Here is a 19,658-nt window from a genome sequence, read left to right as displayed (position 1 = left end):
TTTCTTCCTATTCGACGAAGGAGGATGGTGTTCACATGGCGGAAGCAAGGACTGCGCTGGCGCAGGCGAAGCAGGAGCGGAAATCATCGACAGTCGTCGGTCGGATGATCCGCAATGGCGCGTTATTGAATTTGCTCTATATTCCGGCGCTGCTGTTGTTTATTGTGTTTATCTTTTATCCGTTTTTCAAAGGGATCAAGATTTCCTTTACGAACTGGGATGGGTACAATCAGGGGTACAAATGGATCGGCCTCGACAACTACACACGGATGTTCAAGGATCCGGAAATTTTGAAGGTCATTCGCAACACCGCGATTTATGGGATCGGCAGCGCCGTTTTTCAGAATGTCATCGGCCTGCTGTACGCGTTATTCTTAAATATGAACATTCGAACCCGCGGACTTGTCCGTACGGTCATTTATTTGCCGGTCATTATCAGCTCCTTAATTATGGGCTATATTTGGTACTTCTTCTTCCAGTATCAAGGCGGAGCGATCAACGACATCATCCTTTTGTTCCATGACCAGCCATCTAACTTATTGGGAGATCCCAATCTCAACGTTTGGATTATTACCTTCGTCAACACGTATCAGTATTTGGGTATTGCGATGGTGCTGTATTTGGCGGGGCTGCAGTCCATCCCCAAAGATTATTATGAGGCGGCAACGATCGATGGAGCGGGTGCTGTTAAACGTTTCCTTCATGTCACATGGCCGCTTATCGCGCCTGCTTTTACTGTGAGCATGGTGCTCAATCTGATTGGCGGTCTGAAATTATTCGATGTCATCGTCGCCTTGACCAACAGTGGTCCAGGGTATGCCTCAGCTTCGCTATCTTCCATTATGTACTTGCTGTATTTCGGGCGTGAAGATGCGGGATATGCAGCGACCATTGGGATTCTCATGTTCATCATGATCTCCATCGTGAGCATTTCTGCACTCTTATTCCTGAGAAAAAGGGAGGTCAACGCGTGATGAAAAAGAAGCCTTGGCTGACGATTCTCTCCTTGGTTATTTGTCTGATTCATATTCTGCCTTTCTATATTCTCGTCACAACGTCACTCAAAGCGTTCGACGATGTCAGTTCCAAGTGGATGATGCCGGGCTACTTCTACATCGATAATTTCCGGGATGCCTGGCGGGAAGCGCATCTGGGGGATGCGTTCCGCAGCAACTTTATCGTAACATTTATTTCGGTCATCCTGATTGTCGTGATCGGCTCCATTGCGGCCTATCCGCTTGCCCGGCGTCAAACGACGTGGAACAAATTGATGTATGCGGTATTCGTCTCTGCTTTGATTGTTCCTCCATTGACTATTCTGGTGCCGTTGTATAAGTTTATGGTAGATATTGGCGGGATGAATCAGTATTGGGGAATTATTATGCTGTTCATCACCTTTAATTTGCCGATGACCATCTTCTTGTACACGGGCTTCATCAGCACGATTCCCCGGGATTTGGATGAGGCGGCGATGATCGATGGCGCAGGGCGGTTTCAGCTATTTTTTACCGTGATCCTGCCGCTGCTCAAGCCGGTGACGGCTACGGTTATTATTTTGTCCGGGGTCGCTGTGTGGAACGATTACCAGTTCTCGATCTTTTTCCTGCAAAAGCCAGATATGCGAACGATTACGGTAGCGCTTTCAACATTCTTCGGGCAATATACGAGCAATGTCGGCTGGGTGGCTGCCGGGTCGTTCATGGGGGCGATTCCGATGACGATCGTGTACTTATTTCTGCAGCGGTACTTCGTTTCCGGGCTTGCGTCGGGGGCGATCAAAGGTTAGTTGTGGATAACTTTGGGAGGGGATACCATCAGGCAATCCATTCGACTGCGCTTATCGCTGCTTTTCTTCATCACGATTGTGATTCCGATTGTCGGTATCGTGATTCAGCTGCCCTCCTATTACCTTCATCTGATTAAAGAACAGGAGTCCTCTCTGCTGGAGGGGACTTTGACGGCGTTGACGTTCGATATTCAAACGTATCTGGACGATTTGGAGCGTATGACGGTAACGCCCTATTTGAATAATGAAGTCATGCGGGCCTTGAAATTGAAGTCTACGTCACAGCAGTGGAACCAGCTAACCCCTTTCGAGCAATATGAGGCGGAAGAGATGCTGAATAAGACGCTGCCGAATTATTTGCGCAATATGCGCAAGGACATACTGGGGACCATTCTTCTGCCGATGGATGGTTCTGTTTATATAACACCGCCGAACAGCTACTCCGACCAAGTGGTCAAAGGGTTTCCTTTCGCCAGGCAGGATTGGTACCAGAAGGCGCTCAAGGCCGATGGGAACGTTGCCTTCACAGGCGTTCATCAGCAGGACTATTTGAATCTCGCGGGCGCTGAGGTGTTCTCTGTCGCTCGACTGATTAAGGACCCGGATTCCAGTCGTCCGCTCGGCATTATTATGGCGGATGCGGATACCGTGCTGCTGGATCAAATGATGAAAGGCATCCGTCTGAGCGCGGGCGCAGTCGTCGTTATCCTGGATGACAATGAGCAGTTGATCTACGCCAATCATCCCATTTCCCCGGAACTGCAAGGACAAGTCGCTTCGGGCAGCCACACTGTGAAGGCGGAGAAAGCGTCGTATTCCGTCGTGCGCGAGACGATCAGCCGGTCCAAGTGGACGATTGCGATACTCTCGCCCGAGGCTTTCATCGAATCCCACTTGCAGCGCGTGTATTGGCTTGGCTTTGCCTTTGCCGCCAGCGGTTTGCTGATTGCGCTGATTCTGTACTTCACGGTCTCGCACTGGATCGTGACCCCTTTTAAGCGCATGATTCAGGTGATGAAACGCGTTCAGCGCGGGGATCTGACGACAGGCTACCAGGTCAAAGGCAACGATGAAATTTCGCAGCTTGGCACGAATCTGAATACGATGATCTCCAAGCTCGGGGAGCTGATTGATCGGGAATACAAAGCGGTGCTCGGTCAGCGGAACGCGGAGTATCGGGCGCTGCAATCGCAGATTCAGCCTCATTTTCTATACAACACGTTAAATGGCTTCATCGGCCTCAATCGAACGGGACAAAGCATGCAGCTGGAGAAGGCTATCTTGTCCTTGAGCGGCATGCTGCGCTATACGCTGGAACATAACGATTGGGCGCAACTGCAAGAGGAAATCGAATTCATCAACAAATACTGCGGGCTGCAACAGCTGCGCTTCGGGGACCGTCTCCAGGTGCATGTCATCTGCGATCCAAGGGCGCTGTCCATTCTGATTCCCAAGCTGCTGCTGCAGCCGATGATGGAGAATGCGATTATTCATGGCATTGAGCCGTGTGATCACGAGTGCGAGCTGCGCATGGATATTCACATTCAGGGGACCGCCAGCGGCGAAGAAATCTTAAGCATTCAAATCAGCGATAACGGCGTGGGATTCGACTCTGCCAGCAAGCAGGAGGGACTCGGGATTCGCAATGTGAGAGAACGGTTGCAGCTCTCCTATGAAGGTGCTTCTATGTGGCTGCATAGCAGCATTAATGAAGGAACGAAGGTACAGATTCTCATTCCGCTAAAGGATGTGAAACGAGCGTGAAACTAATTATCGCCGATGATGAGAGCTTGATTCGCGCCAGTATCCTAAGCATGGTTCAGGATGTGGAGACATCATGGCAGCTTGCAGGTGAAGCTTCCAATGGAGAGGAACTGCTTGATCTGGTCAAGGAGCATAGGCCTAATGTAGCGATTATCGATATCCGTATGCCGCGCATGAGCGGGCTGGAGGCGATGCAGCTCGGAAGGGTCATTTCGCCCTGTACGAAGTGGATTATTTTGAGCGGCTATTCGGATTTTGCCTACGCACAGGAAGCAATGAAGCTGGGAGCATCGGAATATTTGCTCAAACCGGTGAATCCTGTTGAGCTGGAGCGTGCGCTCGCGAATACGGCCAAAGATAACAAAGAATTCATCCGCATGCTGAATCAGCAGTTTGAGAACAGCTCGTTCGCTCTGTGCAATGGGCTTACTTCCATGAAGTTCGAGGAGTTGGACAGCATTTTTGTGCAGGGATGGTTTATCGGGGCGATATGTCTCTTTGATACGACCTGTACCGGGAAGGCATTGTCGGATATTACAAGCCGTTTCTATGACGATCTCCGTGGATGCATGCACAGTCAGCTTGTATATGGCATGAATTTCGCTATGATCTCTTTACTGAGCGGCGATCTCGCTGTCATCGGTTCCTGGGACCCAGCGAAGGGGCTGGCTAGCAAGGAGCAGGTGCATCACTTTTTTGATGCGCTGGCGGATAGGGCAGGGAACAGCCTTCAAGGCGCAGCGGCAATCACGATTCTGCAAACCGCAGAATGCCACGGCTTCGATGCCTTGAATCAACAGCTTGGACAGTTGGGATTATGGAACAGTTTGCGCGCAGTATGCGGAGTTGGGCGGAGGCTTGCGTATGCGGAGCTTCAGACGGAGGCAGGCGATGACCTGAAGGTGAGAGCTAGCCACCTGCTCTGCTCGATCAAGCATCATCTGCAGATTAGGGGGTATTTGAATTACCTAAGCGCCGTCAGCGAGATGGAAGGGGTTTGGCCGCAAGCGGCATGGCTTAATCAGGATACTTATCGATGTGCAGTCCAGCTGTTTATGCAGCATGCTTTGGGGATTGCCGCGGCTGCTCCTTTGACCCAAGAGGAGATGATGAAGGAGCTGCGGAGCTTGGGAGAAAGTCGGCTGCTGGAGATTAAGCCTAGAGAACCGGTAACGGCTGATTTAATTGAGCAGGTCGTTCATTATCTCGAGCAGCATTATATGGAGGACGTCGGGATCGGCCAAATTGCCCATCAATTGAACGTCTCGGCGAATTATTTGAGCACATTGTTTCATAAGAAAACAGGGACGCCATTTGTGAAGTATTTGACGAATATCCGCATGCTGAAAGCCAAGGAACTGCTGCTGAATACCAATTTGCAGGTGAAGCAGATCGCGGAGAAGGTGGGTTATTACAGCACGCGGCACTTTACCAAGCTATTTGTGGAAAATTGCCTGAGCTATCCGTCCGATTATCGCAAAAGTCAGGCTTGAGTGCCGTCTTAAATCATTTGCGCAAATTTGCGGTATTGTTGAGCGGAAATGCCTTCCCACTTTTTGAAAATACGGCTGAAATAATGAAAATCCTCATAGCCGATGTCCATCGCGATGAACTCGATTTTATCATCCGTTTCACGAAGCAAGCGCTTCGCGTGTTGATGGCGAATAGATTGCAGGTATTTATTCGGACTCATACCCATACTATCTTTAAAAAGCTTACTCATATAGTCTTCATGAACATTGATCAAAGCGGCCATCTCTCCGTTGGTCCACTTTTTTCGATACTGTGTTTGCAGTTCATGGGCTAAGTGGTGTAGGCTTTCTTGATATTTGGGGTGATGGGTGCGGTTCGTTTCATCATGATGCCGAATGAGCAGCGTTAGCATTTGCAGCATAAGTCCGCGGCAGACCATTTCGTAGCCCATCTTCTGGTCATTCGTTTCCTGAATAACAGTCTCCATCACGGACACAATGGCCGGAGGCAAATGAATGGCATACCGATAGGGAAGAATCGGCTGGCCGTCGATATAGGGCATCGCGCAGAAGGAATCGTCAAATGGATGGGTCTCATCCACCACGAGCTCAGCCTGCTTGACGGACAAATCATCGAAGAAATCGAAATGAATGCCGAGCAGCTGCACATAGGGTTCCGTCAAAATCTCGATATGATGATGGACGCTGGCAGGCAGGAACAACAGATGCTCCGCCGGCACGAGGAAGGATTCGTCCAATAAAGTGACCTGGATTTCCCCTTGCAGAATATACAGGAATTCAAAGTCATACATGCGCCGGGACCATTTGAATTGAGGCGTTCGCTGATGGATCTGCGCCCAATGCACGCTCGGAGACAGTTCGCGAAACGCAGCATGCCTAATCGTAGAGGACCTATCTATCACATAATTCACCACCCAAGCGGTAGACTGATGTACAGCGTATCCTTTTCCATTTTATCACATCTGGCAGGCTTAAATAGAGCAAATTAAAGTTGGATGACTTGGTTCTTTTTCACAAAAGCGGGGTAATACTAAGGTGATCTTAACTGAGATGGTGGTGGCGTTATGTGGTATGCATTGAAGAGATTTCTAATCGGTCAGCCGTTAAAGTCAGCGGATCTAGGGGAACAAAAGCTGAATAAGACCAAAGCGTTAGCCATCCTCTCTTCGGATGCGTTATCCTCGGTTGCCTATGGGCCTGAGCAAATTTTAATTGTGCTGATTACGATTGGGGCCGTTGCTTTCTGGTACACGATCCCTATTGCGGTAGGCGTGCTTGTCCTCTTGCTGGCGCTGATATTGTCCTATCGGCAAATCATATATGCCTATCCGCATGGTGGCGGGGCGTACGTCGTTTCGAAGGAAAACCTGGGCGTGAACGCTGGTTTGCTGGCCGGGGGTTCCTTGTTGGTCGACTATATTCTCACAGTTGCGGTTAGTATTTCAGCGGGGACAGATGCTATCACCTCTGCATTCCCGCACTTGCACCCGTACAATGTGGAAATTGCCATTACATTAGTCATCCTCATAACGATTCTAAATCTGCGGGGAATCACGGAGTCCGCCTCAATTCTGGCTTATCCGGTCTATTTATTTATCTTGGCATTATTTGTTTTAATTGGCGCAGGCCTGTATCACATCCTGACTGGGACTGTTTCTGCCACGAATCATGTGCCTTTGGGGACGCCGGTTGCTGGCATTTCGCTGTTTCTGCTGTTAAAAGCATTTGCCTCCGGGAGCTCAGCCTTAACGGGGGTCGAAGCGATCTCCAACGCCATCCCTAACTTCAAGGACCCTGGGCCGAACAATGCTTCCAAAACGCTAGCCGCCATGGGACTGCTGCTTGCACTTTTATTCTCCGGCGTCGTGTACCTTGCCTATTATTATGGCATTGCGCCCAAAGCGCAGGAGACGGTCGTTTCCCAGATCGCCTCGCAAACGTTCGGGCGCAATTGGATGTATTATTGCGTGCAGGGAACAACAGCTATGATTCTTGTGCTCGCCGCGAATACGGGGTACTCGGCCTTCCCGCTGCTGGCGGTCAACTTGGCCAAGGATAAGTTCATTGCGCGGATGTTCACCATCCGGGGAGATCGTTTGGGCTATTCCAACGGGATCATTTTCCTGGCCGTGGCGTCCATCCTGCTGATTATCGCCTTCAAAGGCAGGACAGAGCATCTCATCCCGCTGTACGCCGTCGGGGTGTTCATTCCTTTCACCCTTGCGCAGACGGGGATGCTGGTGAAATGGCTTCGCGAGAAGCCCAGAGGCTGGATCGTCAAATTAACGGTTAATTTGGTAGGGGCGCTGATCAGCTTCACGGTGATGATGATCTTCTTTTTGACCAAGTTCGGCCAGGTGTGGACCGTCTTGATCTTCCTGCCTTTGATCGTGATGATCTTTCATCGGATCAAAAAGCACTACGAGGCCGTTGGCGAGCAACTGCGGATTACGACTTGCGAGCCGGCGATCCCGATTGAAGGGAATATCATGATTGTGCCCGTCGCGGGAATCACGCATGTCGTTGAGAACTCCTTGAACTATGCCAAGTCTCTTGCGCCGGATCAAATAATTGCCGTGTATGTTGCTTTCGACCGGGACACGGAGAAGCAGTTCGCTGAGAAATGGGAGAATTGGCAGCCCGATGTCCGCCTAGTCACACTGCATTCCCATTACCGCAGCATCATCCATCCGCTAACGAAGTTTATCGACACGGTGGAGCATAAAGCGAACGAGTCCAATTTCCGTGTGACCGTCTTGATTCCACAGTTCATTCCCAAGAAAAGCTGGCAGAACATTCTCCATAATCAATCCAGCTTGCTGATTCGGGCGTTCCTGCTGTATCGCAGGAATCTGGTCGTGACGACGGTGCCTTACCATTTGAAAAAGTAGCAGGTGTTGTTGGATGATAATTCTTCGGGCGAGTAGGAGCTGCTTCTAAACCAGCGAAAGACTGCGATAACAGTCAGAACTGCGCACCGCCGAGCCTACGCATAATCAATCGGATATTCTAACGAACTTGTATGATGCTTATAGACGAGAAAATGGCTTGTTTTGAAATCTAATGAACTGGAATGGCGTTATGGAGTGATTCATAGGCGGAAAAGTGATCTTTTGCTTGAAATAACGTCTCCGGAATTCATTAGATTTTCAAAATGCCCGATTTTGATCAAATAAAGCATATTGAGTTCGTTATGGGGCTTGCCTCAAGATCCATTCCACTGGGCTTTGAGACAGCCTTTTTGTGCTTTTCAGCCATCTCGCCTAAGTCTGTGCAAGGTGTGGTAGGTGCGGTAAGGGAGAAAAGTGTGATAGGGGTGAAAATAGCGAAAAGTGTGACGGGTGTGATAAGGCGAAGAATGTGGTAGGTTCGATAAGAGAGACAAGTGTGATAGGGGTGAAAATAGCGAAAAGTGTGACGGGTGTGGTAAGGCGAAGAATGTGGTAGGTTCGATAAGGGAGAAAAGTGTGATAGGGGTGAAAATAGCGAAAAGTGTGACAGGTACGGTAAGAGAGACAAGTGTGATAGGTGGAAAGGTGAAATGTGTGATAGATACGACAAGTTTGACAAGTGTGATGGATGCGATTGGTGCGCGAAAAGCCCCGACATGCCGATGATCGAAGCTTTGTAGGGGAGATAGGTGGAAATAAGACAGCTAGCCGCAGCCTCAACCGCGACCGCAGCCCCGACCGCAGCCCCGATCGCAGCCCCGACCACAGCCCCGACCGCAATCTCAATTGCGACTGCGACCGCCACTGCAATCGCGAGCATAGGCGTCATGCACTTTTTTCGTGAACATTTGCAGGTCTTTCTCTGTTTCACATACAGCTGCGTGCTCCAGCCATACGAAAAACTTTTTCTTGCATACGGCGGAAGCATGCAGGGGGTACACGTCTCGCGATTTGATGATGTACAACCCTGGCGGAGTTTCCTTCCAAGGGGATGTGAACAGTGTTCTGATGGATAAGCGGCTGCGCCCAGTCCAGTCCTGTTCGCTTTGTTTTCTGCGGATGGCCTGATACATATTCATGATGATGAAATGATCGGATTTCTCTTTCCATGTGGTGAAGCCGGACAGGATGGCATTTTGCAGGATCTCAGACCTGTCTTTGGAGAACCAATATCCGACAATAACAGGGAAATGATGATTTTCTTCCAGCCACAACACACCAAACCACTCGTAAGCTAAATGAAGCGGATTTAACAGATCAGGGGCTAACCCTAAATAATATTGGCGAGAGGAAGCCATAGCATTGCTCCTTTGGATTGGATTGTCGGGTTGAATGAGCGGATGAAACTCGCGTTGTACACCCAATAATCGTAACGCTGAATTCTATAAAAATGGGGTAAAAAATAAGGGACAAACGCATAAAAAACAAGTAAAAATGCGAAATGGCCTATTTTCATAGACACACTGGAATCATAGAATTTGAACTTCATAAGGTCGCAAACGGCTGGAAATGGAAGAATACCGGAGCATTTATAGCGAAAATATAGGACAGCTACATTTGAGTGCGCTTTCAATATAGCTTTATGGTGAAATATAGGAAGTGAAGTCGTTCCACCGACTTTTACACATCGGATCAAAAGGCGTAACATTCCTCTCAACAAAATTTGAGGAGAGTGACAAGAAGATGATTCCCGAGACCTGCATCATTACCCGTATTGAATGTTTCCAGTTCGACTGTGAGCTGTCAGATAGAATGCTGCCTGGTCATAGCGATGAATGTCATTGCGGTTTACTCACCATTACAACCAATTTGGGAGCATGGGGGTTAGGTGAATTTCAGATTCCGTGCGGCAACTTGAAGGGCGATTTCGTTCAGTGGGCTGTCGTTTTTCAACGGATCAAAGGTCTCACACTTGCGGACGGTTTGGCGTATGTTCATCAAAAAGAGGCCGTGTGGGGAGAAATTAGAACACATGTCATTTCGTCGGCTTTGATCGATCTGGCGGCAAAGCTTGAGCACGCATCCAAAGGGAAAAAAGTTGAAAGTTTCTTATCTGATCGAACGTATCTATTTGATCATTCTCAAGCTTATATCTCATTCTAGCGCAGAAAGAGGGGGACTAAAGCTGCTGATTGCTAGCTTAGGAAGTCCGCTAAAAATGAGGATAGCTAAACAGAAGTAGAAATATGTTATTATATACCAGCATGCGGTATAGTAAGAAGGAAGTAAACGCTATCATAATACGAAGATCGAATTATAAGGAGGATTTCCTTGTCTACCAACCAATCCATGCTAGAAACCCGCAGTATTAGTTCACTCGAGAAAGTATTTCCGGATGAAGAGCTGCATGCCGTACCCTATCAACGCGCATCAGCCTTGCAGAAGGAGATCTTCTCCTTCCAGGTTGCTTATCGTTCACCACTCACGCAACAACAGGTACGCGTCGATGTGGAATCCAAACTGACTTCACACATTAGGCTTCGCAGCGTGCAAATGGTGCCAGCTGAATTCCCCAACTATCCAGATCACGATGATAATTTGCTTCGCGATGCACCGGGATTGTACCCCGATCTGCTAGTTCCCTTGGCCCTGTCTGATGATATCGTGGGGATTCCCAAGCAATGGCGATCGCTCTGGGTAACTGTTCATCTGGCTGAAGAAGTGAAGCCTGGCAAATATCCAATAGTGGTTGTATTCAAGACGCCTGGGGGCGAATTGTTGTCCCGCGAAACGTTTGAACTCGAAGTATTGGAAGCGGCATTGCCGGAACAGAAGCTGATCCATACCGAATGGTTTCATACCGATTGTCTGGCTGTATACTACAAGGTCGACGTATTCAGCGAGCGGTATTGGGAAATCGTTGAATCCTACGTCAAAACGGCAGTGGATCATGGGATCAACATGCTGCTTACGCCCATTTTCACACCTCCATTGGATACGAAGATCGGCGGGGAGCGGCCTACCGTTCAACTCGTAGACGTGAGCAAATCCGGCGAGACCTACACATTCGGGTTCGAACGGTTGAAGCGTTGGGTCGACATGTGTAATCGGAATAACGTCCGCTACTTCGAGCTGTCGCATCTATTCACCCAATGGGGCGCCAAGCACGCACCCAAGATTATCGCGGTAGAGGATGGCCAAACCAAGCAAATCTTCGGTTGGGAAACGGATGCCACGGGAGAAGCCTATAAAAGCTTTCTGGCTCAGTTTTTACCGGAGTTGGTCGTTTTCATTAGGGAGAATGGATTGATGGAGCGTGTGTATTATCACATTTCGGACGAGCCGATGACCGATCATTTGGCTACGTATGGAAGTGCGAGCCGTTGGGTCAAACAGTTCATGGGCGAGATACCCTCTATGGATGCGTTATCCGAGTATTTTTATTATGAGCAAGGACTCATCGAAACGCCCATTGTAGCGAATAATCACATCACGCCGTTCCTGGAACACGAGGTAACGAATTTATGGACTTATTACTGTTGTGCTCAATATATAGACGTAGCTAATCGATTTATTTGTATGCCTTCTGCCCGCAATCGCGTTTTTGGCTTACAGCTCTACAAATTCCGTATCAGTGGATTTCTGCATTGGGGCTTTAACTTCTGGTTTGCTCAATACTCGCGCTTTGCAATTGATCCCTATCGTAACACCGATGCCAATTATGGCTTCCCGGCAGGGGATCCCTTCGTTGTTTATCCAGGAGAGGACGGGACGCCGCTGGATTCGCTAAGGCTCGAAGTCTTCCGCGAGGCGCTGCAGGATTTACGGGCGCTGGAGCTGCTCGAATCGCAGATCGGCAGGGAGCGGACAGTGGCACTCATGGAAGAAGGTGCGGATGAGCCGATTACTTTCGCGGTATATCCGAAGGAAGCAGAGTGGGTTCTGGCTTGCCGCGAACGCATTAATGCAGCTATTCAGCAGTATGCTACTATCAACTAACGAGAGTGCCGCGCAGCTTCTTTTATAACGAACAGGAGGAATTCCTGTTCGAGTGCGCCGCCAAGATACGAACAAATCAAAGGCTGTCTCACGAGGTTTTCAACCTCATGAGGCAGCCTTATTTCTCGTTCGATGACCTATATCGGGTAAATCCTTAAGAGGCGGGGAGACGCCTTCAATGAGCATTTTTATGCTTTTTTTATACGGATGCCTGCTATTCTTTACCTCATTTTTATGCGATACGGCGTTACAATGTTTCAGGAAGAGGGACGGTGATCGTCATGCATAACGATGTTTGGCTGATTGCTGCGCCTACCAAAGCAGGCGAAAATTTCATGAAGCAAGCCAAGTTGCTGGGTCTGCCTTATATCGCAGTCACCAATAACAAGCTAGAGCGGCTGCGATTTCTTGAGTTGGGTGTGCAGCAAATTATCCAAGTGGATACGACGGAAGCCGGGGGTTCCAATCCACCCGATCTACCGGACTATCCCGTTGGGAAAGTTATTATTTTCGAGGAAAGCTTGCCTCTGTGCTGTCGGTACATTGGGCTATGCCGCGGTTGGACTTCGGGGCCGATTTATGTGATTACCCAAAGTCTGAATCCAAGATTGATTTACAAAGGGCTCGGTGCAGATTACGTCATTTATTCCAAAAACGGCGATGTGAAGTTTCTTCTATCTGCTGCGGACGAATAGGGAAAAGGAGGTGTGGTATGTACAACGATGTCACGATGATCTTACTTCTCGCAGTCACATTTCTGGCGTTCTGGGGATTCTCCCAATATTGCGAAAAAGCTTAAACGCAGGTCTGCCACTCAGGCAGCTCGCGAACAAACGGTTAGGAGGCTATCAGATGATCGTCATTGGATGTATAGCAGCAGCCATCATGGTGTATCTTGGTTTTGTTCTGGTGAAGCCGGAGAAATTTTAAATATTGAATATGAGCTTGGGTAAGCAGGGGGAGAACCTATTATGGGTATGGGATTATTGCAAGTAGTCATCACGCTGGGGATTATCATGCTGTTGGTGAAACCTGTGGGAAGTTACTTGGTCAACGTTTTTGGCTATGAGAAGAGTGGCCTTGATCGGATTTTTGCTCCTATAGAACGTGTATTCTATCGGATTATGGGAGTTAAAGAAGAGGAAGCGATGGGGTGGAAAAAGTATATAGGCGCAGTGCTCCTGGTCAATCTGGTGATGCTGCTCCTCATCTATACGGTGTTTCGCCTGCAGAAATATTTGCCGCTGAATCCGGATGATATCGCGAATATGCCGCCGGCTCTGGCTTTTAATACAGCCGTTTCCTTCATAACGAATACGAACTGGCAAGCTTACAGTGGTGAGAACACACTGTCCTATTTGTCTCAGATGATTGCCATTACGTTTCCGATGTTTACTTCGGCGGCAACCGGCTTTGCAGTTGCAGTAGCATTCATCCGCGGCCTAGTTGGCCGTCAAGATAATCTGGGTAATTTCTACGTGGATATGACAAGAGCGATTACGCGTGTTTTTCTGCCGCTGAGCTTTGTGGTAGCGCTGATTCTAGTGTTTCAAGGTATTCCACAAACGCTTCTGGGAGCTGTGCAGGCAACTACGCTGGAGGGAGCTCAGCAAACGATCACGCGTGGTTTAGTAGCTTCGCTGGAAGCCATCAAGCATCTCGGAACGAACGGGGGCGGCTGGTTCGGGACGAACGCAGCACATCCTTTTGAGAATCCTACGCCGCTGACGAATCTCATTCATCTCCTGTGCATGATGCTGCTGCCTACCTCACTGGTATACGCATTCGGCTTAATGATCAAGAACAAGAAGCAAGGCTGGACGATCTTTGCGGCCATGGGGATCATATTTATCGTGATGCTGGCTACCGTTTTCTATGCAGAGTACAAAGGCGTGCCTGCGGTTGATGCAATGGGAGTGCACGGCAATATGGAAGGCAAGGAAGTGCGATTTGGGATTTCTGAAACGGCACTGTTTTCAGCCGTGACGACAGCGGCCACCACAGGAAGCGTGAACGCGATGCATGAATCGCTGACACCGCTCGGAAGCATTGCGCCACTCGCAGAGATGATGCTGAACAACGTATTCGGCGGCAAAGGTGTCGGCTTACTGAACGGTTTGCTTTATTTGATCTTAGCGGTCTTCATTTGTGGATTGATGGTGGGGCGTACGCCGGAATTCCTGGGCAAAAAGATTGAAGGCAAGGAGGTTAAGCTGGCAGCCATTGCCATCTTGACCCATCCGCTGATCATCCTGGCGCCGACCGCCTTGGCACTCCTGCGCCCCGAGTCCATTGCGTCGATATCCAATCAGGGGATGCATGGCCTATCGGAAGTGTTATATGCTTTCACGTCAGGCGCAGCGAATAATGGTTCTGCTTTTGGCGGCTTGAGCGCGAACACGAATTTTTACAATATAGGGATTGGGATGGTCATGCTGTTTGGCCGTTACATTTCGATGATTGCGATGCTGGCTATTGCAGGTTCTCTAGCAACCAAACGGGTTGTTCCGGTAACGACGGGCACACTGCGTACGGATACACCGCTATTTATGGGGATTTTAATAATGATCATAGTCGTTATCGGTGCTCTCACGTTCTTCCCGGCGCTGACACTCGGGCCGATTGCTGAACATTTGGCAGCGCGTTAAGGATAGATGCAGGAGAGGGAGACTTTGAGAATGCTCAAAGGTCCCTAGATTAGGAGGACTTCCATGACTGTGGAACGTAAAAAAACACTAACAAAAGAAATGGTGAGTCAAGCGATCCTTGATTCCTTTAAGAAATTAAATCCTTGGGTCATGATGAAGAATCCGGTCATGTTTGTCGTGGAGATTGGTACTCTGATCACCATGTTGCTTTCGATCATGCCGGATCTATTTGGCTCGACGGAGGTAGGCAGAGGATACAATCTGGCTGTGTTCCTGATCCTGCTCTTCACTTTGCTTTTCGCGAATTTCGCGGAAGCTTTGGCGGAAGGACGCGGGAAAGCGCAGGCTGACTCCCTGCGGAAGACGAAATCGGACACCAAAGCCCGCTTGGTGCTTAAAGATGGCAGCTTTAAGGAAGTATCGTCAACTTCCCTGCGCAAAGGCGACTTCGTCCGAATTGAGATGGGGGAAATCATTCCGTCAGATGGCGAGATCGTGGAAGGCTTGGCCTCCATTGATGAATCCGCCATAACAGGTGAATCGGCCCCCGTGATTAAGGAAGCAGGCGGGGACTTCTCATCCGTGACAGGAGGAACGCGTGTCGCATCGGACTACATCGTCGTGAAAGTTATGACGGACCCCGGCGAATCGTTCCTGGACCGCATGATTGCGCTCGTGGAAGGTGCCAAGCGGCAGAAAACGCCGAATGAAATTGCCTTAACGACACTGCTTGCCGTGTTAACGCTGATCTTCTTAATCGTTATCATAACGATGGTGCCCATGGCGCAATATTTGAACGTGAAATTAGAAATTTCCACACTGATTGCGCTGTTAGTCTGTCTCATTCCGACGACGATCGGCGGCTTGTTGTCGGCGATTGGGATCGCCGGGATGGACCGCGTAACCCAGTTCAACGTGCTGGCGATGTCAGGGAAAGCCGTGGAAGCCGCAGGCGATATCGACACGATGATTCTCGATAAAACGGGCACCATTACCTTCGGGAATCGGATGGCCGCAGAGTTCATACCGGTGGGCGGCGTGCATGCCAAAGCGATGATTTTCAGTGCGCTGCAAGCTTCTGTCAAAGATGAAACGCCAGAAGGGCGATCGATTGTTGAGCTGGCGAACAGACTGGGTGAATCTTGGCAATCCGACGCCTATGAGGGCGCGGAAGTGGTTGATTTTTCAGCGGAAACGCGGATGTCGGGGCTTAATTTACAAGGTGGCGTTCAAGTGCGCAAAGGCGCTGTGGATGCGATCAAAAAGTATGTCACGGCGCTGGGCGGTCCCATTCCGAGTGATTTGGAAACGATGACGAACCGCATTGCCAAAGCAGGCGGAACTCCGCTGGCTGTCGCGGTCAACGAGCGGATCTACGGCGTGATCTACTTGAAGGATACGGTAAAGCCGGGCTTGAAAGAACGATTCGCTGAGCTGCGGGCGATGGGCATCAAGACGGTTATGTGTACAGGGGATAACCCCCTGACAGCGGCAACGATCGCCCTGGAAGCGGGCGTAGATGAATTCATAGCCGAAGCCAAGCCGGAGGATAAAATTGCGGCTATCAAAAAAGAGCAGCAGGAAGGCAAGCTGGTCGCGATGACCGGCGACGGCACGAATGATGCGCCTGCACTTGCTCAAGCTGATGTAGGGCTTGCGATGAATTCAGGCACGATGGCCGCGAAGGAAGCGGCCAACATGATCGATCTGGATTCGGATCCGACGAAGCTGCTTTCGGTCATTTCCATCGGTAAACAACTGTTGATTACCCGTGGTGCTCTGACGACTTTCTCCATTGCAAACGACATCGCGAAGTATTTTGCCATCATTCCTGCGATGTTTATCTTGGCTATGCCGCAGCTGCAAGCTTTGAATATTATGAAACTCGCTTCACCGGAATCGGCCATTCTATCAGCGCTCATCTTTAATGCCATTATCATCCCTCTATTGATTCCTATTGCAATGAAGGGCGTCAAATATCGGGCGATGTCAGCGGATAAATTGTTGTCGCGCAATGTGCTTTTGTACGGAATAGGTGGTGTCGTGGTGCCTTTCATCGGGATTAAAATCATTGATTGGGTGCTTCACGGCCTAAACATCGTGTAAAGAGAAAGAGAAACGAGGAGATAGCGTTATGAAATCGGTTTGGATAGCTGTTCGTGTTTCTTTATTGTTCATGCTTGTCTGCGGGCTTATTTATCCGTTGGCAACGACAGGTGTGGCTCAGGTCTTATTTCCCAAACAAGCAAATGGAAGTCTGATAGAAACGGATGGCGTAGTGCGCGGCTCTGAATTATTGGCACAAGGCTTCGAGTCACCGAAGCTTTTCCAACCCCGAGCATCGGCAGCCAACTACGATCCGACCGCTTCCTCGGGCTCGAATACAGCCGTAGCCTCAAGCGATTATGCGGCAGCCATGGCGGAGAAGGTAGAAGCTTGGAAGAAGGAAAATCCCAAGCTAACGGATATCCCGGCGGAGTTGGTAACCATCTCGGGTTCCGGCTTCGATCCGGATTTATCGCCGGAGGGCGCTAAAGCACAAGTGCCGAGAATTAGCCAAGCAACAGGCCTTGCGGAGACAACCCTCAATGATCTGGTAGATCGACTGGCCAAGACGCGTCAGCTCGGTATATTCGGAGAACCTAGGGTGAATGTGACCGAATTAAATAGAGAACTGCTGAAGCAAGTGAAATTGTGAGTTAGCAGGCAAGCCACTCTCGTATTTAACGGGGGTGGCTGTCTGCGTCATTTTAGCTAAGGAGCATGATGTCACTTGGAAGGGTTCAAAAGGAAAACACCGGAAGAAATTCTATTATCCATCTCCAAATTACATCGAGGCAGCTTGAAAATCTATATCGGGGCGGTTAGCGGGTCGGGGAAAACCTATCATATGCTTCGCGAGGGGCATAATCTCAAGCAGCAGGGGATCGATGTCGTGATCTGTGCGGTATCTACACTTCAGAGGCCCGAAACCGTGGAACAATTAGGTGATCTGGAAAGGGTTCCGAGCATTCATTGGAGCAAAGACGGCAGGGAACAAAAGGATTTGAACCTGGATGCCCTGATTGAGCGAAATCCTGAGGTAGTTCTCGTAGATGGGCTCGCCCATTGCAATCGAGAAGGCGCCAGATTCCCCTCCCGCTTGGAGGATATTAAGTTCTTGCTCGCTCATGACATTAGTGTCATTACAACCGTCAATGTGTATGAGCTGGAAGAGGCGATGGAGGTAGCGCATAAGCTGACCGGAATTGAAGTCGGTCCCTGTGTCCCCTCGGATACATTGGAACTGGCCGATGAGGTGCGATTAATTGATGCGACACCGGAAACGATCTTGAACCGACTGGAAGAAGGCCATTTGAGAGTCAGTCGGGATTCAGCCTTATTTCAGCGCGGCAATTTAGGCGTGCTTCGCGAGTTGGCCCTTCGTCTTGTTGCCGAGGATGTGAATGATTCATTGGAAGCACACCGCGAAGAAATGGGCTATATGGGGCCATCCGGGGCGACCGAGCGCATTTTGGTAACGACGCAATATCACTGGAATGGCTCGATTTATGTGCGTAGAGGTCAGCAGATCGCTAAACGCTTAAATGGAGATTTGCATGTGGTTACGCTGCGTAAATTCAATAAACCTCTGACAAAGGAAGCAACGGCTTTCCGCAAATCCATGATGAAGCTTGTCCATAAAATAGGCGCCAAATTCGAAGAATTGCCCCTGCGCTCCCGCCGTTCGATTCCGCGAACGCTAGTGGATTATGCTGTCGCGCATAAAGTAACACGTCTGGTCCTAGGCCACTCCAAGCAGACCAAATGGCAAACCTTGCTGCAGGGATCAGTAATTAATGGCCTTTTGAAAAGAACACGCAATATCGATGTATTCCTGGTGGCGGATCGCGCTTCACACGAAGGGGAACGAATCCTTCCAGCCCATATCCATACGCAGAAGGAAGCCTACAAGTATAAGCGTCTCAGCAAGCAGGAAGTGGAGGAGAAGATTGGGGAGATCAAGCGAGGCAGATTCAAAGTGTATATCGGCGCTGCTCCGGGTGTCGGGAAAACCTACACCATGCTGCGGGAAGGCAATGATCTACTCAGGAAAGGGATTGACGTGAAAGTTGGGTTGCTCGAAACCCATGGGAGAAAAGAAACCATTGCGCAGATTGGCGATCTCGCTGTCCTGCCCAGAGAAGAAATCAGGTATCAGGGCGTCAAGTTGGAGGAGATGGATACAGCTGCTATCATCGAACTTCGACCCGAAGTGGTTCTGGTAGATGAACTAGCGCATTCCAATGTACCGGGCAGCAAGCATAAAAAAAGGTATGAAGATGTGCTGGAGATCCTGGAAGCAGGTATTTCGGTGATTGCCACGATGAACGTGCAGCACTTGGAAAGCTTGAATGATGCGGTCGAGCAGATTACAGGGATTAGGGTTCGCGAGACCGTTCCAGACAGCATTCTGCGAACCGCGGATGAAGTGCAATTAATCGACGTTGCCCCCCAAGCCCTGCAGCTTCGCATGAGGGAAGGGAAGATTTATGCGATGGTGAAGGTTGATCAAGCGCTGAATAACTTTTTCAAAACGGGAAATCTGATCGCTTTGCGTGAGCTCGCTTTACGTGAAATCGCGGATGATGTAGATGAACGGCTGGAATCTATGGAACGGAAGAGCTCGCTTCGCGGGCCATGGAGACGGAAAGAAGTGATTTGCGTATGTATCACGGAAATTTCGCATGCGGATCGCTTGATCCGCCGTGGTTTTCGAATTGCTCATCGCTTGAAAGCGGCATGGCATGTGACTTTCATTGCTCCGCGCAGAAGCGAAGAGCTGGAGCGGCAGATGGAAGCTATCGAGAAGCTGACGCAGCGGCTCGGCGGTGAATTTTCATTTGGCGAAGTGGCAGGAAGCAAGCAAATTCCTCATGCCTTTGCAGCCGTGGCCAACAGAGTTGGCGCTACACAGATCATCGTCTGGAAAGATGCTGCGGTGAAACAACTTCTGCCGCTGACCAGTCACATGGATGTGCTGATTGTAGCCGATTATGAATCGTGGCAAACGTCCGGAAATAGGGTAAAATGAAGA

The 19,658-nt window shown here is 49.6% G+C and carries 15 protein-coding genes; 13 read left to right on the top strand and 2 right to left on the bottom strand.

Features of this window, described 5'->3' with window-relative positions:
• Window positions 1-35: 35 nt before the first annotated feature.
• The 4 genes from LOZ80_RS28290 to LOZ80_RS28275 are packed head-to-tail and all read left to right on the top strand — an operon-like array spanning window position 36 to window position 5,043.
• Window positions 36-974, top strand: coding sequence for a carbohydrate ABC transporter permease (locus LOZ80_RS28290; protein WP_443146982.1), 939 nt, complete (start codon window positions 36-38; stop codon window positions 972-974).
• Entirely contained in the window at window positions 974-1,786 is an 813-nt protein-coding gene (locus LOZ80_RS28285; protein WP_189019994.1) for a carbohydrate ABC transporter permease, read from the top strand. The genes LOZ80_RS28290 and LOZ80_RS28285 overlap by 1 nt, the downstream gene beginning before the upstream one ends.
• Complete coding sequence (locus tag LOZ80_RS28280) at window positions 1,787-3,550, top strand: cache domain-containing sensor histidine kinase (protein ID WP_238167791.1); 1,764 nt, start codon at window positions 1,787-1,789, stop codon at window positions 3,548-3,550.
• Window positions 3,547-5,043, top strand: a complete 1,497-nt coding sequence (locus LOZ80_RS28275) for a response regulator (protein ID WP_238167790.1) — start codon at window positions 3,547-3,549, stop codon at window positions 5,041-5,043. The genes LOZ80_RS28280 and LOZ80_RS28275 overlap by 4 nt, the downstream gene beginning before the upstream one ends.
• An 8-nt stretch (window positions 5,044-5,051) precedes the next feature.
• Here LOZ80_RS28275 and LOZ80_RS28270 read toward each other — a convergent pair whose 3' ends face one another.
• On the bottom strand, window positions 5,052-5,945 hold the full coding sequence (locus LOZ80_RS28270; RefSeq protein WP_238167789.1) for a helix-turn-helix transcriptional regulator: 894 nt from the start codon (window positions 5,943-5,945) through the stop codon (window positions 5,052-5,054).
• Window positions 5,946-6,107: 162 nt separating this feature from the next.
• On the opposite strand from LOZ80_RS28270, the gene LOZ80_RS28265 reads away from it, so the two are divergent.
• Window positions 6,108-7,934, top strand: coding sequence for an APC family permease (locus LOZ80_RS28265; protein ID WP_238167788.1), 1,827 nt, complete (start codon window positions 6,108-6,110; stop codon window positions 7,932-7,934).
• Between the two features lie 842 nt (window positions 7,935-8,776).
• Here the strand turns inward: LOZ80_RS28265 and LOZ80_RS28260 are convergent.
• Entirely contained in the window at window positions 8,777-9,292 is a 516-nt protein-coding gene (locus LOZ80_RS28260; RefSeq protein WP_238167787.1) for a hypothetical protein, read from the bottom strand.
• A gap of 385 nt (window positions 9,293-9,677) precedes the next feature.
• Here LOZ80_RS28260 and LOZ80_RS28255 point away from each other — a divergent pair, with 385 nt between their 5' ends.
• From LOZ80_RS28255 to LOZ80_RS28220, 8 genes are all read left to right on the top strand, one after another.
• Window positions 9,678-10,097, top strand: a complete 420-nt coding sequence (locus LOZ80_RS28255) for a hypothetical protein (protein ID WP_238167786.1) — start codon at window positions 9,678-9,680, stop codon at window positions 10,095-10,097.
• A gap of 168 nt (window positions 10,098-10,265) precedes the next feature.
• On the top strand, window positions 10,266-11,933 hold the full coding sequence (locus LOZ80_RS28250) for a DUF4091 domain-containing protein (protein ID WP_337950979.1): 1,668 nt from the start codon (window positions 10,266-10,268) through the stop codon (window positions 11,931-11,933).
• Between the two features lie 281 nt (window positions 11,934-12,214).
• Window positions 12,215-12,628 carry a hypothetical protein gene (locus tag LOZ80_RS28245; protein WP_238173142.1) on the top strand — a complete coding sequence of 138 codons (414 nt, stop codon included), beginning with the start codon at window positions 12,215-12,217 and terminating at the stop codon, window positions 12,626-12,628.
• Window positions 12,629-12,716: 88 nt separating this feature from the next.
• Window positions 12,717-12,863 (top strand): potassium-transporting ATPase subunit F, encoded by a 147-nt coding sequence (locus tag LOZ80_RS28240; RefSeq protein ID WP_238167785.1) that lies wholly within the window; start codon window positions 12,717-12,719, stop codon window positions 12,861-12,863.
• Window positions 12,864-12,910: 47 nt separating this feature from the next.
• On the top strand, window positions 12,911-14,581 hold the full coding sequence (kdpA, locus tag LOZ80_RS28235) for a potassium-transporting ATPase subunit KdpA (protein ID WP_238173141.1): 1,671 nt from the start codon (window positions 12,911-12,913) through the stop codon (window positions 14,579-14,581).
• A 63-nt stretch (window positions 14,582-14,644) separates the two neighbouring features.
• Window positions 14,645-16,687, top strand: coding sequence for a potassium-transporting ATPase subunit KdpB (gene kdpB, locus LOZ80_RS28230; RefSeq protein WP_238167784.1), 2,043 nt, complete (start codon window positions 14,645-14,647; stop codon window positions 16,685-16,687).
• A 28-nt stretch (window positions 16,688-16,715) separates the two neighbouring features.
• On the top strand, window positions 16,716-17,279 hold the full coding sequence (gene kdpC, locus LOZ80_RS28225; RefSeq protein WP_238167783.1) for a potassium-transporting ATPase subunit KdpC: 564 nt from the start codon (window positions 16,716-16,718) through the stop codon (window positions 17,277-17,279).
• Window positions 17,280-17,354: 75 nt separating this feature from the next.
• Complete coding sequence (locus tag LOZ80_RS28220; RefSeq protein WP_238167782.1) at window positions 17,355-19,655, top strand: histidine kinase; 2,301 nt, start codon at window positions 17,355-17,357, stop codon at window positions 19,653-19,655.
• Window positions 19,656-19,658 lie beyond the last annotated feature (3 nt).

Origin of the sequence: Paenibacillus sp. HWE-109 (genome assembly GCF_022163125.1) — a bacterium.
In the GTDB taxonomy this organism is placed as follows: Bacteria; Bacillota; Bacilli; order Paenibacillales; family NBRC-103111; genus Paenibacillus_E.
This window is presented reverse-complemented; position numbering and strand designations above follow the sequence as displayed.